The sequence below is a fragment of the Chitinophaga pollutisoli genome (assembly GCF_038396755.1).
GTDB lineage: Bacteria > Bacteroidota > Bacteroidia > Chitinophagales > Chitinophagaceae > Chitinophaga > Chitinophaga pollutisoli.
This window is the reverse complement of record NZ_CP149822.1, coordinates 2,479,160-2,496,028: the sequence shown is the minus strand read 5'-3', so window position 1 is coordinate 2,496,028 and position 16,869 is coordinate 2,479,160. Positions and strand designations below refer to the sequence as shown.

At 54.8% G+C, this 16,869-nt stretch carries 17 protein-coding genes and 2 pseudogenes; 12 read left to right on the top strand and 7 right to left on the bottom strand.

Annotation, left to right across the window (positions count from 1 at the left end; genetic code table 11):
- Positions 1-26 precede the first annotated feature (26 nt).
- Positions 27-437 carry a transmembrane 220 family protein gene (locus WJU16_RS10135; RefSeq protein ID WP_341838200.1) on the bottom strand — a complete coding sequence of 137 codons (411 nt, stop codon included), beginning with the start codon at positions 435-437 and terminating at the stop codon, positions 27-29.
- A 570-nt stretch (positions 438-1,007) separates the two neighbouring features.
- Between WJU16_RS10135 and WJU16_RS26055 the strand changes: the two are divergent.
- The 6 genes and pseudogenes from WJU16_RS26055 (at position 1,008) to WJU16_RS10100 (ending at position 7,833) form a co-directional block, all read left to right on the top strand.
- Positions 1,008-1,885: pseudogene (locus tag WJU16_RS26055) on the top strand (EboA domain-containing protein).
- Positions 1,886-1,947: 62 nt separating this feature from the next.
- Complete coding sequence (locus tag WJU16_RS10120; protein ID WP_341838197.1) at positions 1,948-2,934, top strand: TatD family hydrolase; 987 nt, start codon at positions 1,948-1,950, stop codon at positions 2,932-2,934.
- 46 nt (positions 2,935-2,980) lie between these two features.
- Positions 2,981-3,889, top strand: a complete 909-nt coding sequence (gene eboC, locus WJU16_RS10115) for a UbiA-like protein EboC (RefSeq protein WP_341838196.1) — start codon at positions 2,981-2,983, stop codon at positions 3,887-3,889.
- Between the two features lie 137 nt (positions 3,890-4,026).
- Positions 4,027-5,181, top strand: a pseudogene (locus WJU16_RS10110) (3-dehydroquinate synthase); the annotation flags it as partial.
- A gap of 40 nt (positions 5,182-5,221) precedes the next feature.
- A complete protein-coding gene (gene eboE, locus WJU16_RS10105) occupies positions 5,222-6,430 on the top strand; it encodes a metabolite traffic protein EboE (RefSeq protein ID WP_341838195.1) in 1,209 nt (402 codons plus the stop codon).
- 41 nt (positions 6,431-6,471) lie between these two features.
- Positions 6,472-7,833, top strand: a complete 1,362-nt coding sequence (locus tag WJU16_RS10100; protein WP_341838194.1) for a nucleotide pyrophosphatase/phosphodiesterase family protein — start codon at positions 6,472-6,474, stop codon at positions 7,831-7,833.
- Positions 7,834-7,963: 130 nt separating this feature from the next.
- On the opposite strand, the gene WJU16_RS10095 is transcribed toward WJU16_RS10100, so the two are convergent.
- A complete protein-coding gene (locus tag WJU16_RS10095) occupies positions 7,964-9,325 on the bottom strand; it encodes a DUF1080 domain-containing protein (protein WP_341838193.1) in 1,362 nt (453 codons plus the stop codon).
- Between the two features lie 277 nt (positions 9,326-9,602).
- On the opposite strand from WJU16_RS10095, the gene WJU16_RS10090 reads away from it, so the two are divergent.
- The 6 genes from WJU16_RS10090 (at position 9,603) to WJU16_RS10065 (ending at position 14,146) form a co-directional block, all read left to right on the top strand.
- Positions 9,603-10,184 carry a DJ-1/PfpI family protein gene (locus WJU16_RS10090; RefSeq protein ID WP_341838192.1) on the top strand — a complete coding sequence of 194 codons (582 nt, stop codon included), beginning with the start codon at positions 9,603-9,605 and terminating at the stop codon, positions 10,182-10,184.
- 125 nt (positions 10,185-10,309) lie between these two features.
- Complete coding sequence (gene atpG, locus WJU16_RS10085) at positions 10,310-11,194, top strand: ATP synthase F1 subunit gamma (RefSeq protein WP_341838191.1); 885 nt, start codon at positions 10,310-10,312, stop codon at positions 11,192-11,194.
- A gap of 106 nt (positions 11,195-11,300) precedes the next feature.
- Positions 11,301-12,524: an SMC-Scp complex subunit ScpB gene (scpB, locus tag WJU16_RS10080; protein ID WP_341838190.1), complete on the top strand. Its 1,224-nt coding sequence runs from the start codon at positions 11,301-11,303 to the stop codon at positions 12,522-12,524.
- 82 nt (positions 12,525-12,606) lie between these two features.
- Entirely contained in the window at positions 12,607-13,047 is a 441-nt protein-coding gene (locus WJU16_RS10075) for an antitoxin Xre-like helix-turn-helix domain-containing protein (RefSeq protein WP_341838189.1), read from the top strand.
- A gap of 15 nt (positions 13,048-13,062) precedes the next feature.
- Entirely contained in the window at positions 13,063-13,533 is a 471-nt protein-coding gene (locus WJU16_RS10070; RefSeq protein ID WP_341838188.1) for an RES family NAD+ phosphorylase, read from the top strand.
- 133 nt (positions 13,534-13,666) lie between these two features.
- Positions 13,667-14,146: a LytTR family DNA-binding domain-containing protein gene (locus tag WJU16_RS10065; RefSeq protein WP_341838187.1), complete on the top strand. Its 480-nt coding sequence runs from the start codon at positions 13,667-13,669 to the stop codon at positions 14,144-14,146.
- A gap of 78 nt (positions 14,147-14,224) precedes the next feature.
- Here the strand turns inward: WJU16_RS10065 and WJU16_RS10060 are convergent, their stop codons facing one another.
- From WJU16_RS10060 to WJU16_RS10040, 5 genes are all read right to left on the bottom strand, one after another.
- Positions 14,225-14,833 (bottom strand): DUF1080 domain-containing protein, encoded by a 609-nt coding sequence (locus tag WJU16_RS10060; RefSeq protein WP_341838186.1) that lies wholly within the window; start codon positions 14,831-14,833, stop codon positions 14,225-14,227.
- Positions 14,830-15,270 carry a MauE/DoxX family redox-associated membrane protein gene (locus WJU16_RS10055; RefSeq protein ID WP_341838185.1) on the bottom strand — a complete coding sequence of 147 codons (441 nt, stop codon included), beginning with the start codon at positions 15,268-15,270 and terminating at the stop codon, positions 14,830-14,832. Before WJU16_RS10055 ends, WJU16_RS10060 begins: the two co-directional genes overlap by 4 nt.
- Entirely contained in the window at positions 15,267-16,280 is a 1,014-nt protein-coding gene (locus WJU16_RS10050) for a hypothetical protein (protein WP_341838184.1), read from the bottom strand. The genes WJU16_RS10055 and WJU16_RS10050 overlap by 4 nt, the downstream gene beginning before the upstream one ends.
- Positions 16,281-16,393: 113 nt before the next feature.
- Entirely contained in the window at positions 16,394-16,588 is a 195-nt protein-coding gene (locus WJU16_RS10045; RefSeq protein ID WP_341838183.1) for a hypothetical protein, read from the bottom strand.
- A 34-nt stretch (positions 16,589-16,622) separates the two neighbouring features.
- Positions 16,623-16,811: a hypothetical protein gene (locus tag WJU16_RS10040; RefSeq protein WP_341838182.1), complete on the bottom strand. Its 189-nt coding sequence runs from the start codon at positions 16,809-16,811 to the stop codon at positions 16,623-16,625.
- Positions 16,812-16,869: the final 58 nt, after the last annotated feature.

Here is a 16,869-nt window from a genome sequence, read left to right as displayed (position 1 = left end):
GTATGTTGGGTGGTAATTGGTGGGGATTACCCGATTTTCATCATTCTTTTGCGCATTTTCTTGGCTTTTTTCTGGCTGGAGTGCACGAAATTGACAAGCATGGCGATGATGAGGATGAAAAGCCCGAAGAATTCGCGGGTGTCTTCGATCCAGGGGGTGGATGCTTTCATGGAGCCGGCGATGTTTTGGGCCTGGTGTTCCGTTACCCAGCTGAGCACGCCGTCTTTTTCAAAGAAAAGGAAGGTGGCGTAGGAGAGGAATGCCAGGATGCCGAAAAGGTACCAGCCGCGGTAGTAGCGGCGGGTAGCGGCGAGGCCGCAAAATACGGCGCCGTACAGGTAGATGGGAATCCAGATGTAGGGATCCGGGTCGTTCCACTGCAGCGCAGCGAACAAGACGAACATCACACAGAAAAACACATTGAAAATCTTCATCATGCTAAAAGGTATATCCGTTAAACTTACGGAAAATACGGGTATTAACCTTCCGGAGCTAGATAAACAGGTTAAAAAAAGTGCCCCTGATGTTTGTGGTTGTTAAATTAATGTTATAATTTTAGAACGTAAGGATGTACCATCGGTCACAACACAGTATGAGCACGGATTTACGCTGACACAGGGAAGCCAACAAACTTATTTGCCTTTATAAATTCCACCCTCAGCTATAGAAAAATTAATGCCGTCGCCGGCTTCCCGCAGTAAGTGTTCATGCAAAATCGTTTTTCCTGAAGGGAAAGTTAAAATTTTCACACATTCAGGTGAGTGCCGATCAATATTTAATCCTTATATTGCAAAAGAATTAAGGCCGGAACCGGAAACCTCCGGCCATTTTTCCTGCTAACCCTGACAAAAATATTGGGGCACCACCCCTGAAGAATATCCTGGTTACTAATCAGGTTTTAGAATGGCGGAAGGAGAGGCACTAGTTGCCTCTCTTTTATTTTTGATCAATGGCAAGGCTGATTATTGTCAGCGGCGGGATCGCCGATTATTATTTATTTTCGCTGCATGGGATACGCATACGAAGCACCAGGAACCACCTTAGTTTTAGCCGATATCATTCAACAGCAGATCTCCGAAAAGGGCCGTCAATGGATAGCCGGCCAACTGGAAGCCTGGCAATCGAAGGGCACACTTCAGACATTCAATATCGCATTCACCGCCGCGCCCCGGTTCCTGGGACGCGACGTTATTTCCGTACCCGCCGCCGCCCGGGAAGCCCTGCTGCCCCGTTCGGTGGAGGGCTATACCGCCGACCGCCTCTTCCGCGTATGGTGGCTCCTGCAGCTGCCCGTGAACGATGAGGCTGCGTATGTGCAGGCCATTGAAAACCTGTTCAATGCCGGTGAAATGAACGAGCTGGCCGCCCTCTACGGCGCCCTGCCTTTCCTCGCTTTCCCCGAAGCCTGGAAACTCCGCACCGCCGAAGGCGTCCGCTCCAACATCGGATCCGTTCTCGAAGCCATCATGGTCCGTAACCCGTACCCGGCGCAATACCTCGGTGAGCCCGCATGGAACCAGCTGGTCATGAAAGCTTTTTTACCGACAAACCCGTGCACCTCATCACCGGCCTCGACGAACGCGCCAACCCGGAACTGGCCCGCATCCTGCGTGACTTCTCCCGCGAACGCCGTGCCGCCGCCCGCCCCGTGCCGCCCATGCTCTGGAGGCTCGTGGGCCCCTTCCTGGACGAAGACAACTTCGAAGACCTCGAACGCGCCTGGTTCTCGGAAGTGCACGCCGAAAGAGAAGCCGCCGCACTGGCCTGCCACTCATCCGCTTACCCGCCAGCTGCGAAACTGCTCGAAACACGCGCCGACATGGCTGCGGAAATAGAGCAGGGACTGCTGACCTGGGAAACGGTTGCCGCCCGTGTAAATGGCTAATAGGTGTTAGTGCGCAGAACGCGCCATTCCGTAATTTAATCGCAATGTAATTCGTACTTAATATGTGTTGTAATGCTCAGTTGACGGAAAAGGATCTTGTCCCGCAATCATTTGACCCCGCCTTTATAGACACCATCAAAGGCATGCGGTTCTTCGACCCGCACGTGCATATGACTGCCCGGACCACAGACGATTACCAGGCCATGGCCGATGCCGGCGTGAAAGCCATCATCGAGCCTGCCTTCTGGCTCGGCCAGCCGCGCACCGGCGTGGATACCTTCCGGGATTATTTCGCCAGCCTCGTTGGCTGGGAGCGCTTCCGGTCCTCGCAGTTCGGTATTAAACACTACTGCACCATCGGGCTCAATTCCAAAGAAGCCAATAACGAAAAACTCAGCGAACAGGTCATGGAAATCCTGCCGCTCTTCATTTACAAGGAAGGCGTGGTAGGCGTAGGCGAAATCGGGTTCGACGATCAGACCGCGCTGGAAGAAAAATACTATCGCGCACAGCTGCTGCTCGCCAAAGAGGCGGGCCTGCCCGTGCAGATCCATACGCCGCACCGCGACAAGAAGCAGGGTACCACCCGCAGCATGGACATCGCGCTCGAAATGGGGCTCGATCCGCACATGGTGATCGTTGACCACAACAACGAGGAAACCGTGAAAGAAGTGCTGGACCGTGGCTTCTGGGCCGCCTTCACCATCTATCCATTTACCAAAATGGGGAATGAACGGATGGTAGACATCGTGAAACAATACGGCACCGAACGCATCATGGTGAATTCCGCGGCCGACTGGGGCATCAGCGACCCGCTGGCCGTTCCCAAAACCGCGGCGCTCATGCTCGACAGGGGAATATCCAAAGCGGATGTGGAACTGGTGACGTACAGCAACGCCATCGCGGCGTTTGCGCAAAGCGGCCAGATCAACGTAGCGGATTTTGAAAGCCCGGCCGACATCGACCAGAGTCTGAAATTCAATGGCAGCACCGTTCTGAGAGGCGGTCAGCAGCCAAGACCCAATAAACAATCCACGATCATACGATAAATTCCAACCAGCTTTTGTCGTATCGTATTGAAAACCTGAGAAGCGCGTGAACTATATCCTGAGCAAGCTGCTGGGCTACCTAAGGCTCATGCGGCCCGCAAACATACTGACCGCCATTACCGACATTATCGCCGGGGCTGCCATCGTAGGCTTTTTCGCACATGGGCTCGACGACCTGCAATCCATTTTGCAACTGATCTGCCTGATCATCGCCACCATCGGCCTGTATGGCGGAGGCGTTGTTTTCAATGATGTATTCGACGCAAAGCTCGATAAGCTGGAGCGGCCCGAAAGGCCTATTCCCAGCGGCATCATTTCCATCACGGAAGCGAGCGTGCTGGGCGGGTACCTGCTGGTGGTGGGGATACTCGCGGCCTTCACGGTCAGCGGTTTTTCCGGCTGGATAGCGGTGCTCACGGCCGCTTCAGCGCTGGTGTACGATAAATGGGCGAAACACCATTCCGTGCTCGGGCCTTTGGTGATGGGGCTTTGCCGCGGGCTGAACCTTTCGCTGGGGATGAGCGTGTACCTCGTTTCGCTGCAGGGCGATTACCTCTGGTGGATTGCCGTGGTGCCGGTGGCTTACATCGCCGCCGTAACGATGATCTCGCGCGACGAAGTGCATGGCGGCACGAAAACGCCGCTCGTCCGCGCCGCTATCACGTACGCGCTCGTTATCGGTGTGATCGGCGTTTTCAGTTTCATGACCGGCCAGATCACCACCGTTCCCCTTTTCCTCGCCTTCTTCGCCTGGCTGATATACAAACCATTGCTCCGGGCCATGAAAGCGCCCACCGGCCCCAATATCGGGAAGTCCGTGAAATGGGGCGTCCTGGGCCTGATCGCCATGAACGCCGCCTGGACGGCCGCCTTTGCCGGCCTGCCCTTCGGCCTGGTGGTGCTCGCTTTTCTCCCGCTTTCCATCCTCCTGGGCAAGCTCTTCGCCGTTACCTGATACAAACTTAATTGCGTAAGTTTCCGGGGTTTCTTCCGTTCATGGAATACGGCAATTTGTTGTTGTTCCGCTGACCCTGTTTTCGTACTTTTAACCGTTTAAAATCGTCCCGGCACCACCGGGACCACAGGGACTTTGCTATGGCATTTATTCAACAATCATTCAGCGTTGCATTCGAGTATAAGGTTTTTTTCACGGAGCATCTGTTCGCTTCCACAAACCCGGTTTTTGCGCAATTCCTTGAATCCCGTTCGGAGAAAGGATTTCGGAAGAAATTATTATTCATTGTAGACGAAGGGGTAACGGCCACGCACGATTACCTGCAGGAACAGATTACGGCTTATTGCTCGGACATCGAAGGGTTTGAACTGGTGGAAGACGTGATTGTGGTGCCCGGCGGCGAAGCGGCCAAGAACGATCTGCAATTGTTCCATTGGCTCGTGAACGCGGTAGACCAGCATGCGATCGACCGCCACTCATACATCATCGCCATCGGCGGTGGCTCCGTCCTAGACCTCGTAGGGTACGTGGCGGCGGTGAGCCATCGCGGCGTCAAACACATCCGTATTCCCACCACTGTATTGTCGCAGAACGATTCCGGCGTGGGCGTGAAAAACGGGATCAATTATCACGGCAAAAAGAATTTCCTCGGCACTTTCGCGCCGCCCGCGGCCGTTTTCAACGACGCGCATTTCCTCACCACGCTCGACGAGCGCGACTGGCGCAGCGGCATGGTAGAAGCGGTGAAAGTAGCGCTTATCAAAGACGCGGCGTTTTTCTCCTGGATGGAGGAAAAAGCGGCGCAACTGACGGAAGCGGAGCCCGCGGCCCTCAAATACCTCATTCACCGTTGCGCCGAACTGCACATGCAGCATATCGGCGGGGCGGGCGATCCGTTTGAAAGCGGCTCTTCCCGTCCGCTCGATTTCGGCCACTGGAGCGCCCATAAACTCGAACAGCTCACGGACTTTGAACTGCGCCACGGCGAGGCAGTGTCTATCGGCATCGCGCTGGACAGCGTGTATTCCTGGCTCACGGGCCTGCTCGATCCGGAAAGCCTGGAGCGCATCATTCAGCTGCTGAAAACGTTGCGCCTGCCGCTGTACCATCCGTTGCTGGAGATCGAAGATGACGAAGCGCCCATCGTAGCCGGCCTGCAGGAGTTCCGCGAGCACCTGGGCGGGCGCCTCACCATTTCCCTGCTGGAAGCCATCGGCAAAGGGAAGGAAGTGCACAGCATCGATATCAATACGCTGCGCAAAGCGGTGAACATGCTGCGCGACAAATGGTAGCCGATTCAATTTTATCCCGAACCCGCCAACAGCATACAACATGGAAACACCCTTCGGGCATCTGACCTATTGCACCAATATCCATTCCGGGGAAAGCTGGCCGGATCACTTCGAACAGCTCCGCCGGTATATTCCCGCCGTGAAGGCGGAAGTATCGCCCGATAAGCCTTTCGGCATCGGGTTGCGGCTCAGTAACCTGGCCAGCCTGGAGTTATCGAAAGCGCCCGCGCTGGAGGAGTTCCGGCAATGGCTCCGGGAGAACGATTGCTACGTTTTTACCATGAACGGTTTCCCATACGGAGGCTTCCATCACGAGCGCGTGAAAGACCAGGTGCATACGCCGGATTGGTCCACCGCCGAGCGCGCGGCTTATACCGGCCGGCTATTCCGTATCCTCGCGGCGTTGTTGCCGGAAGGGATGGAAGGCGGGATCTCCACTTCGCCGTTGTCGTATAAATTCTGGCACCGTTGTGAGGAGGAAAGGAAATCCGTGACCGAAGGGGCTACTTTTAACATGTTGCTGGTGGTCGAGCAGCTCATCCAGGTGCGCAGGAATGGCGGACCGTTGCTGCATCTCGACATAGAGCCCGAGCCCGACGGGCTGCTGGAGAATTCCAAAGAGTACCTCGACTGGTATTTCCAATATTTACTGCCCGCAGGCGTGATGCTGTTCACGGAGAAGTTCGGCTTCACCGAAGAGGAAGCCACGCTGGCGATCAAGGACCATGTACAGCTTTGTTATGACGTGTGCCACTTCGCCGTGTCTTACGAAGATCCGCAGGTGGTGCTGGAACGTTTGCAGTTTTTCGGGTTGAAGGTGGGGAAGATACAGATCAGCGCGGCTTTGAAGGCGCTGTTGCCGAAAGGCGGCCGCGAAAACGTGATCGCCGCTTTCCGCCAGTTCAACGAAGCCGTGTATCTCCACCAGGTGATCGCGCGGAAAAGCGATGGCGAAAAGATCCATTATCCCGACTTGCCGGAAGCCCTGGCGGAAGCCGGAAGAGAAGATGTGGAAGAATGGCGCGCGCATTTCCATGTACCCGTTTTTACCGGGGAATTCGGGGCGCTCAGCTCCACCCGCGACGATATTTCCCGTGTGCTCGCCCGGCAACAGGCGCGGCCGTTTACCACCCATCTCGAAGTGGAAACTTACACCTGGGAAGTGCTGCCCCCCGGCTTGAAGCAGGAAATGAGCGCTTCCATCGCCCGCGAATTGCATTGGGTGCTGCAGCAGTTGGATATCTCCTGACCGGGATATAGTTTTGATACGCAATAAGAGAAGCCAAGAATATGAGAAAAACCGTAGTGCTGGATATTGTAGGATTGTCGGGCGCCCTCATTGGGGAGCATACGCCCTTCCTGAGCGCCTGGGCAAAGCAACATCACCAGTCCTCCATCCGGCCCATGTTGCCCGCCGTTACCACGGCTGTGCAATCTACCTACCTCACCGGGTTATGGCCCAGCGAAACCGGCATTGTCGGGAATGGCTGGTACGACAGGACCGACAGCGAAATCAAATTCTGGAAACAATCCAATAAACTCGTTCACGGGGAAAAAGTATGGGAATCGGCCCGGAGAAAGTATCCCGGGTTCACCTGTTCCAAAATGTTCTGGTGGTACAACATGTATTCCAGCGCCGATTTTTCCGTTACGCCCCGCCCGCAATACCTTTCCGACGGCCGGAAGATGCCCGACTGTTACGCGCACCCTTCCGACCTGCGGGATAAACTCCAGCAGGAACTGGGCACTTTTCCACTCTTCCAGTTCTGGGGGCCGGGCGCCAACATCAAATCCACCCAGTGGATCGCGGATGCATCCATCCTCACCGATCGCTGGCATAACCCCCATCTCACCCTCATCTATCTTCCCCACCTCGATTACTGTCTGCAGAAGTTTGGTCACGACTACACGAAGATCGGACCGGAGCTGCGCGCGGTAGACGGTGTGGTGAAGCAGTTGGTGGAATATTACGAACAGCAAAACGCGGAGATCATCATTCTTTCCGAATACGGCATTACGAATGTAAACCGCCCCGTGCATATCAACCGCCTGCTGCGCGGGCACGGGCTGATTAACGTACGTGTGGAACGCGGGCTGGAACTTTTGGATGCCGGCGCTTCCAAAGCATTCGCCGTGGCGGATCACCAAATCGCACATATTTACCTCAACGACCGCAGCGTGGCCAAACAGGTCCGCGACCTGGTGGCGCAATTGCCGGGGGTAGGACAGGTGCTCGACCGCGAAGGTATCCGCGCGCACAACCTGCACCACGAGCGCTGCGGCGACCTGGTGCTCGTAGCCGATAAAGATAGCTGGTTCACCTACTACTACTGGCTCGACGATGCGAAAGCGCCCGATTTCGCGCGGCTGGTAGATATCCATCGCAAGCCGGGATACGATCCGGTGGAGATGTTCCTCAACCCCGCCGATCCGCTGGTGAAGGTGAAGGTGATCGGGAAAGTGCTGAAGAAGAAGCTGGGATTCCGTTACCTCATGAACGTGATCCCGCTGGACGCCACGCTGATCAAAGGCTCGCACGGCAGGCTGGCGGAAGACCGGAAGGACCATGCGGTGCTGCTGACCACCCGGCCCGTGCCGGAATCGGTGCAGGCCACGGATGTGCGGGACATCATCCTGCAGCATATCGGATAAACTAAAAATAACATAACGGAAGCCGGTATAACAACCGGCTTTTTTTATTTGGGGTAGGGGCAAAAAAAAGACATCCCGAAGAATCAGGGATGTCGGTTTGAAAAACAGTGAACAATGAAATAGTCGCTGACTACTTCAAACTCTTTATTTTGATACTTCTGAAGCTCACGTAATTGCCGTGGTCCTGGATGAGGATACGGCCTTTGGGCGCGAGTCCGAAGTTCGCAATTTTTTCGTATTTGCTACGCGCCACGAGGGCTTTGTAGATATTGTCTCCACGGGTGTAGGCTACCACTTTGTGCCCGTTGAGCCAGTGTTCCACACGGTTGTCGGGATATACCACAACGCGGCCGTGGTTCCATTCTCCGATTTTGCGGTGGGAGTTGGTGAATTTGTAGGACGGAATAAGGTCGTACAGTGATCCCACTTTGCGGTTGCCGGCTGCGCCGAGCTTGGCGTCGGGATGCTGGTCGTCGTCCAGCACCTGGAACTCCAGGCCGATGGCGGAGCCTTTGTTGCCTTCTGATTCCGTTACAAAATATTTCACGCCGCTGTTGGCGCCCGGCGTCAGTTTGAAATCGAATTCGAGGTCGAAGGCTGCGAATTCTTCTTCGGTCACGATATCGCCGCCGTTGGTGGATTCGCCGCCATCGGAGGGTTGCACGCTGAGGGTGCCGTCCTTGATTTCCCAACCTTTTGCGGGGAAGGAAGTTTTGTAGGCGCCGCGCCATCCCTGCGTAGTGGCTCCGTCCCACAGCAGGCGGATGCCTTGCTGTTTCTCCTGCGGGGAGAGATTGTTGGGGATGTTGTTCACCACGTAAACATCATCATACTTCGAATACTGCGATGCGGCAGGGTTCTCAATGATGCGGATATTACGCCAGCGGATTTTCTTACCTGCGTCTTCTTCTTTTTTACCGATGCCATGCACCTGGAGGGCGATGAAACCGGAAGGAAGTTCACTGTCAATCAGATGGGCGGCCGATACTCCGTTGATAAAGGTACGGATTTCGTTGCCACGGCACTCAATTCTGTATTTATTCCAGTCGCCCTGTTTATAGGCTTGTTGTGCAACCGGGTTCAGGTCGAGCGGATAGAGCCATCCGCGGCGGGCTTCTTCGTACACGCCGCCGCTCCATTTGCGGGGGGAGGGATCTACTTCCATCTGGTAACCGTATACACGGCCGTTCTGGTATTCCGGCTTGCTTTGGGAGCGGAACTGGATGCCCGAGTTGAAGTCTTTTTCCAGTTTATACTCCACTTCAAAGATAAAATCACCGTAATCCTTTTCCGTGGCCAGGAAGGAATTGGGCTCGCTGAGCACGGTGGTGCCTACGATCTCGCCGTTTTTCGCTTCATAAATGGCTTTCCCGTTAAGCTGTTTCCAGCCTTTCAGATCTTTGCCGTTGAACAGATGCTGCCACTTGGCCGTCTGCCCAAAGGAGGCAGACATAATAAGAACCCCGCAACCCAGGAGGAGATGCTTCTTCATCTAATGCGTTTTGTATCAGTAAAGCGGAGCCGGCATTCCGGGCTGTATGCCACCTCGCCTTTACGTGTTGTAGTTGACCGTTATTTGCGCCTGCTGCCCGTGTCACCTGCGCCCAGATCAGCGCACTGCCGCTGCCTGGCGAAGCCAAGATAGCCATTCTGCCGGATAATTGCAATCGTTTGCAAAAAGATTCTCCCGCTAGTTGGCCCGGGAGCAGGCATGGATTCCGGGGGACAATATAATACCTTATCTTTATAACCACCTAAAAAATTACGACATGGCAATTAAGAAGATCGTGTTCCTTACGGGGGACTATGCAGAAGATTACGAGACGATGGTGCCGTTCCAGATGTTGCAGATGGTGGGGCACAACGTGCACGCGGTTTGTCCGGACAAGCAGGCGGGGGAGAAGGTGATCACGGCGATCCACGACTTTGAGGGGCAGCAGACGTACAGCGAGAAGCCGGGGCATTTTTTCGTGCTGAACGCTTCGTTTGCCGACATTCATCCGGCGGAGTACGATGCGCTGGTGCTGGCCGGCGGGCGGGCACCGGAGTATTTGCGGCTGAATAAGAAAGTGATCGACCTGGTGAAGCATTTCGCGCAGGCCGACAAGCCCATTGCGGCGATATGCCATGGTATCCAGATACTTACGGCGGCCGACGTTGTCCGGGGGAAGAAGCTGACGGCTTACCCGGCCGTGGAGCCGGAAGTGACTATGGCTGGTGGGACGTATGTTTCGGTGAATGTGTATGAAGCGGTAACTGATGGTAACCTGGTGACGGCCCCGGCATGGCCGGCCCATCCGCAGTGGATGGCGGCTTTCCTGAAGGTATTGGGGACGCAGATCGTGCCGTAACGGGAAACCTGACCAGAATCAGGAGAAATTTATGGCCGGGGTATTTCGCAATGCTGACGCCATTACTTACCTTTGCGCCCAAAATAAGGGGGCGGATGCCCTTTTCTATAAATATTTTATAATATATGTCTGGACAGCTTAAAGAAGTTCGCAACCGTATTAAATCCATCCAGTCTACCCAGCAGATCACCAAAGCCATGAAAATGGTGAGTGCTGCCAAGCTGCGCCGCGCGCAGGATGCTATCGTTCAGATGCGCCCGTATGCGGAGAAACTGCAGGAAATGCTGCAGAACATTGTCAGCAATACCGAGGGAGACATCGACATGGCGCTTGCCGCCAATCGCCAGGTGGAGAACGTGCTGATCGTAGTGATCACCTCCGACCGCGGGCTTTGCGGGGCGTATAACACCAACGTCATCAAGCTGGCCAAGCAGACCATCCGCGAAAAATACGCCGCGCAATACGCGAAAGGCCATGTGGAAGTGCTCCCGATCGGCAAAAAAGCCTGGGAACATTTCGTAAAGAACGGCTATAAAGTGAACGAGCGCTTCTGGAACCTCTTCAGCCACCTCACCTTCGACCAGGTGAAAGCCGCCGCAGCCGTAGGGCTCGAAGGTTTCGTGAAAGGAGAATTCGACGCAGTGGATATCGTGTACAGCGAATTCAAGAACGCCGCTACCCAGCGCTATAAAGTAGAGCAATTCCTCCCCATCGCCAAGGTGGAGAGCGTGGAAGGGAAAGGCCGCAAGGCTGATTTCATCTACGAGCCGGAGAAAGACGCGCTGATCGCCGAGCTGATGCCTAAGATCCTTAACACCCAGTTCTTCAAAGCCGTTCTCGACGCCCACGCTTCCGAGCATGGCGCGCGCATGACTGCGATGGACAAGGCGACCGATAACGCCGGCGAACTGCTCCGCAGCCTCAAAATCGAATACAACCGCGCCCGTCAGGCAGCCATCACCACCGAGCTCACCGAGATCGTGTCTGGCGCCGCAGCGCTTGTGGGGTAATGTTTTCAACAATTCATCCACAGCTAAGTTTTTATATTTTATAAAGAATGTCAAAGGTCTTATTTTCGGCCTTTGACATTTTTATTTGACCTAAACTGCATTTCCCATGGAAATCTCACAGCTCATCCCGCACGTTGAAGCCCTGATCTTCGCCGCCGACAGGCCCCTGCCTGCCGCCGACATCCTGGAGTTGCTCAACAATGCGCTGGCTTTCCTGGAAGACCGCGCCACGCCTGAGCAGGTGGATGCCGCTATCGAGGCCATCCAGGAAAAGTACAGCTCCGAGTTTTATGCTTTCAGCGTGCGCCAGAGCGGCGGTGGTTACCAGTTCCTCACCAAAAGGGAATATTACCAGACCGTGGCGCAGATCAATGGCGAGAAATTCCTCAAAAGGCTGTCTACCGCCGCGCTGGAAACCCTGGCCATCATCGCATACAAACAACCCATCTCCAAAGGAGAAATCGAACATATCCGCGGCGTCAGCACCGATTATTCCATCACCAAGCTGCTGGAAAAGGAGCTGATCGTCATTTCCGGCCGTTCTGAAGAATTACCCGGCAAGCCACTCCTGTATTCCACATCCAAGGCGTTCATGGATTATTTCGGCCTCAATTCGCCGGCCGATCTGCCCAAGCTGAAGGAAGTGTTCGAAGAAGATTTCGTACCGCCCACCCAGCTTACCCTCGAAGCCGTGGAAACCCTGGAAGTGGACGAAGAAACCCTGCCCGACGGGCACCTCATCGTGACCGAATCCGGCGAGCTCACCGAAACCACGACCATCGTCATGGAAGATGAGCCATCCGAAGAACATATCGCATCTCCCGATGCAACTACCGGCGACGGCGGTGGCGACGATAACGGCGGGGAGGAAGAAGATGATCCGCACGCGGCGGGCAACAGCGCCGGCGGCGATCCTGAAATGGCCGACAGCGGGGAAGATTCCGAAGACGAACTGGACGAAGACGGCGAGATTGAAGCCATGCTCAGAGGAGATGAGAAAGACGGGGAAGATGAGGAAGACGATGAAGACGAAGAAGAAGAAGAAGAAGAAGAAGATGATGATGATGATGACGATGAGGAGGAGGAGGACGACGACGAGGATGAAGACGATGATGACGACGATGATAATGATGATGATGAGGACGACGACGACGACGAAGAAGAAGAGGAAGAGGCGCCGGGTACCGTGCCGTACAAAGACGACGCTTACGACGATAATGATACCGAGAAGGCGGACGACGCTGAACAGGAAACCGAAGACGCCGACGATCGTCTGAACGATGAAGAGGATGAAGACGAGAATGAGGAGGGTAAAGAAGGGAATTATTGACAGTCAATTACCTGGTTGTTGAATAATTTCTTTTTTAGAATGGAAAAAATTCCTAAATTTGTAGAGGAATAAATTGCAACGTATGCCTCATGCCATCGCTTTACAAAAGGAAAAGTACTCCGTGCTGCACCGCTTTATGGGCCTGGAGCTGGGGAACCTCTACAGATTGGTGACTTCCGCGCACAAAGGCGTCAAAACCAAGGTGTTTTACGACTTCGCGGAAACCATCAAAATGCCGGAAAAGGAACTGGCAGGGATTATTAACCTGTCGGCCCGTACCATCAGCAATTACAAGGATCAGCAGAAAGTGCTGGAACCCATATACAGCGAGCATCTGCTCAAACTCATCTCGCTATACGAAAAAGGAGAAACCATATTCGGCACCGTGGATGAATTCAGTTACTGGTTGAAGAAACCGTTCTGGAGCGCCCGCGAAACACCGATGGACTGGCTGGTAACCCCCGGAGGCGTGGATATTATCGCTGAAGAGCTGGACAAGCTCGCCGAAGGATATCCGGTCTGATCCTGAAAACCATACATGCTACTATTCCGAATCACCCATAAGAAATTCAGCCAGGAACTCTATGCCTCGGGCATTAAAGGTCGCTGGAACGGCCCCGGCCGCAAGGTTATCTATTGCGCCGAGTCTATCTCCCTCGCTTTCCTCGAAAACATGATCCGCCGCCAGGGCGTGGGCTTCAACGATGATTTCAAGATCATGATCATCGAAGTACCCGACGACCTGGAAATCACCGTCATCAACCCCGACGATCTGCCCGCCCAATGGCGCGACTTCAAAGATTACAGTCATTGCCAGCCCCTAGGCAACAAATGGTACGATGAGGGGGAAACCGCCATTCTCAAGGTGCCTTCCGCCGTATTGCCGGAATCCTCCAACTACGTGCTGCATTCCCTCCATCCCGATTTCCGCCGCATCCGGCTGATCGAGACCACCGACCTGGTGCCCGACGAGCGGATTGAGGATATCCTCAAGAAATACCCGCACTAACCGTCCGCCTTTGAATTTCATCGGCGCCAGCTACAGTTCATCGCCGAAATGTGCACTTCATCGATTTATTCCAGCTGCTCAGTGAGCGCTTCCTACATTTGGGAACAATCCATGCTTTTTTAAAGTTCCCATCATGAAAATACTCATCAACGAAACCGAAGCCATTGCAGCGCAAAAGCTGAGAGAAATGATCGCCACGATTGACCCCGACGTGGAAATCCTGCAGTTCAACAGCCAGGTCGACCGCCTGCTGTCGAGCCTCCGCAACACGCAAACCGTACAGCGCTACCTCGTGCGCAGCGGCACCCGCCTCATTTCCGTAGCTATCCAGGACATCGCCTTCTTCTACATCCGCGACCGGATGGCCTGTATCCGCACCCACCAGAACACGGATCATTTCATCGACAAAAGCCTCGACGACATCGCCAATGAGCTGGACCCCCATGATTTTTTTCGCCTCAACCGCCAATGCATCGTGCATTACCGCAGCATCCTCAAGGTGCAGGCCTGGTTCAACGGCAAGCTCAAAGTGCAGGTGAAGCCCGCGCTGGAGGAAGACGTGATCGTGAGCCGCCTTCGCGCCCCGGATTTCCGTAAATGGTTGGGAGAATAATACTGTATTGCCGTTACCCCAAAAAAAGAGCGGCCGCTCCCGGAGGAGCGGCCGCTTTGTTATTTTCCAAGGGAAAGCTTAGCTTTTCAGCTCCTTTACCTTAATGTTTTTCCAACGCACCTTGATACCGCCGCCATCGTGGATCTGCAGGGCGATCTGGCCGCCTTTGGCGCCGATTTTCGCGTCGTTAAGGGTGATCATTTCCACGCCGTTCAGCCAGGTGGTTACCTGGTCGCCTTTCACCACGATCTTCATCGTGTTCCATTCACCCATTTTCAGCGCTTTATCCTTATCAGCCGCCGGTTTGATGAGCCAGCCGCGGCCATAAGATTCGTAAATGCCGCCGCTGTTGTGGCCCGGAGGCGCTACTTCCGCCTGCCAGCCAGCGATTTTGGTGCCTTCGAGGGAAGAGTGGAAGAAGATGCCGCTGTTGCCGTCGGCTTCCTGCTTGAAATCCACCGTCAGTTCGAAGTCTTTGAAAGTCTTATCAGTGGCGAGATAGCCGTATGCTTTATCCGGACCGCTTTCGCAGATGAGTTCACCTTTTTCTACATACCATTTTTCCGTTCCGTGGATCTTCCAGCCATCGAGGTTCTTTCCGTTGAAGAGTTTCTGAGCTTTCTGCCCAAAAGCGGTACCCGCGGAAAGGAGGGTGATGGCAGCCAGCGTCATCAATTTTGTTTTCATGCACCTGTAGTTTTTGTGGAAGGGTAAGATAGGGAAAAATGTTGTAGAAGTATACCCGTAAATGCCAGAAGGGTGAAAGCGATGTTGAACACAATATGGGCGGGATAGCCCATCTGGCCGAGGATGCCCCCGCAGGAACAGGGGATGTTCGTATAAAAGAAATATAAAATGCCCATGTAAAGGGAAAAACAAAGCATAAGAAACGTGGACAGGAACAAACCCGCCTTGCGGGTCCGCGGCAGCGCCACCAGGAGCGCCGCTGCTACTTCCGTGCCGATGGTCAGCCCGCCGGTTACAGCCGGAGGAATGTTGGCCAGGAGCGGCGATTTGGCGATGTCGGCCACAAACTGCCCGAAGTCCAGCGCCTTGGCGGCGGCCGCGTAAAAGAACAGCGTGCATAACAGGAAGCAGATGATCTGCAGGATGGTATTTCTCATGGGAATTGTAGTTGATAAGCGACGATATGATGTTGATAGGAAGCATACAGTAAGCCGTCACCGACTGCAATATGCCGCACGCCGGATTTTTCCATGGCGGGAAGGCGGAAACTGCCGGCATATTCGCCCCCGGGCAACCGGTACAGGTCCACTTCCGGCGCCGTAGTGGGCTGGTGATGGGATACCGCGCGGGACAGCACATACAGGAACTTCCCGTCGGAAGCCGCATCCATATTCACAAAAAGCATCTTGCTGGAAATGCTCCAGGAACCATCAGGGGCCTTCACGACCGAGTTCTCCGCCGGCGTCCGGTCGATCGTCTGGAAGATCTGGTATCCGCCATCCTGCCCGCAAACCACTACATCCGCGTTATGGTTCTGGAGGTAGATAACCGGCCATTCACCGGCGGCTAAAATCAATTGTCCGTCGGACGCGAGGCCGCCGTCATCTGTATGTGGGAATTCGTACAGCAGTTTAGTGTCAGCCCCGGTATGCTGGTAATCCACCTGCCGGAGGGAGGATTTTTTGCTGGAAGCGTCGTACCGGTGGATGTAATAACTGCCGTCTGGCAGGCGGGCGCCGCGCGAGTAATTCAACGAACGGGCCGACACGGAATCGGGGGCGCCGCCGTTATGCGGGAAGATGTAGATCTTTTGCTGGTTGGCCGGATATACGTAGATGCCAGTGGAATCGACCTGCAGCGACGCGGGGATTTCAGCGAAATATTTTCCGGGAATGCAGGCGGTGTCGGTCCGGCCGGACGGCATATCGGTCCTGTGCAACACGCCGGCCTTCTGGTCGAGATGATACACTTTGCCATCGTAAGCAGCTAAAACATGGATGCCGCCAGCGGTGTGCAGGGTACAGGCAGGCGTTGCCGAAAGCCCTTCGTATATCCGCGGGACGGCAGTACGGGTACTGCCCGGTTTGTCGGACCGGGAGATGAGTGCAAAGAACAGGCCTGTAGCGGCCAGGATGAGGAAGATGAATCCTGAAAGCAATTTTTTCATTGTGGGGGAGGAATGAATGGGCCGATGCAATCGCACCGGCCCAGTGATGGAAAACCGGCTTTCGCCGGAGCATTCAGGCGGCGCCCGTGCAAAGCGCCGTTACTGTTACCCGATCACCAGCAATCGCTGATATCGGATACGCGGGGGCCGTAGACCCAGGAGCCGCCGGGGCCGATGGCGCAGCGGGTAGTGGAATAGTCGCAGCAGATGGTTCTGGCTGCTTTGGTCGCGCTTTGGGCTTTCGGGGCAACCGAAATACCGGCGGCCACCATCAGGCTGAGCCCGAGGAAAACGATGGAACGTTTCATGGATTTGGGTTTTTGGGTGAAAAAAATCTTTGGATCAGGGACATTGATCGAACTGATACGCGGAGGGTCCGTACAGTACGATTTCATGGTTGATACGCTGGCAGATGCCGCGGTTCTGGTCGCAGCACACTTTGATAAACCGCTGGCTGCTGGCCTGGATGGCGGTAGTAATGCCGAGCCCGAGGAGCATGCAGGCCCCCAGGAAAAGGATACTTCTTTTCATGTTATATGTATTGATGAGTAAAAGCGTTGCCAGCGTAGCGCCAGCTTCCCGGATACAT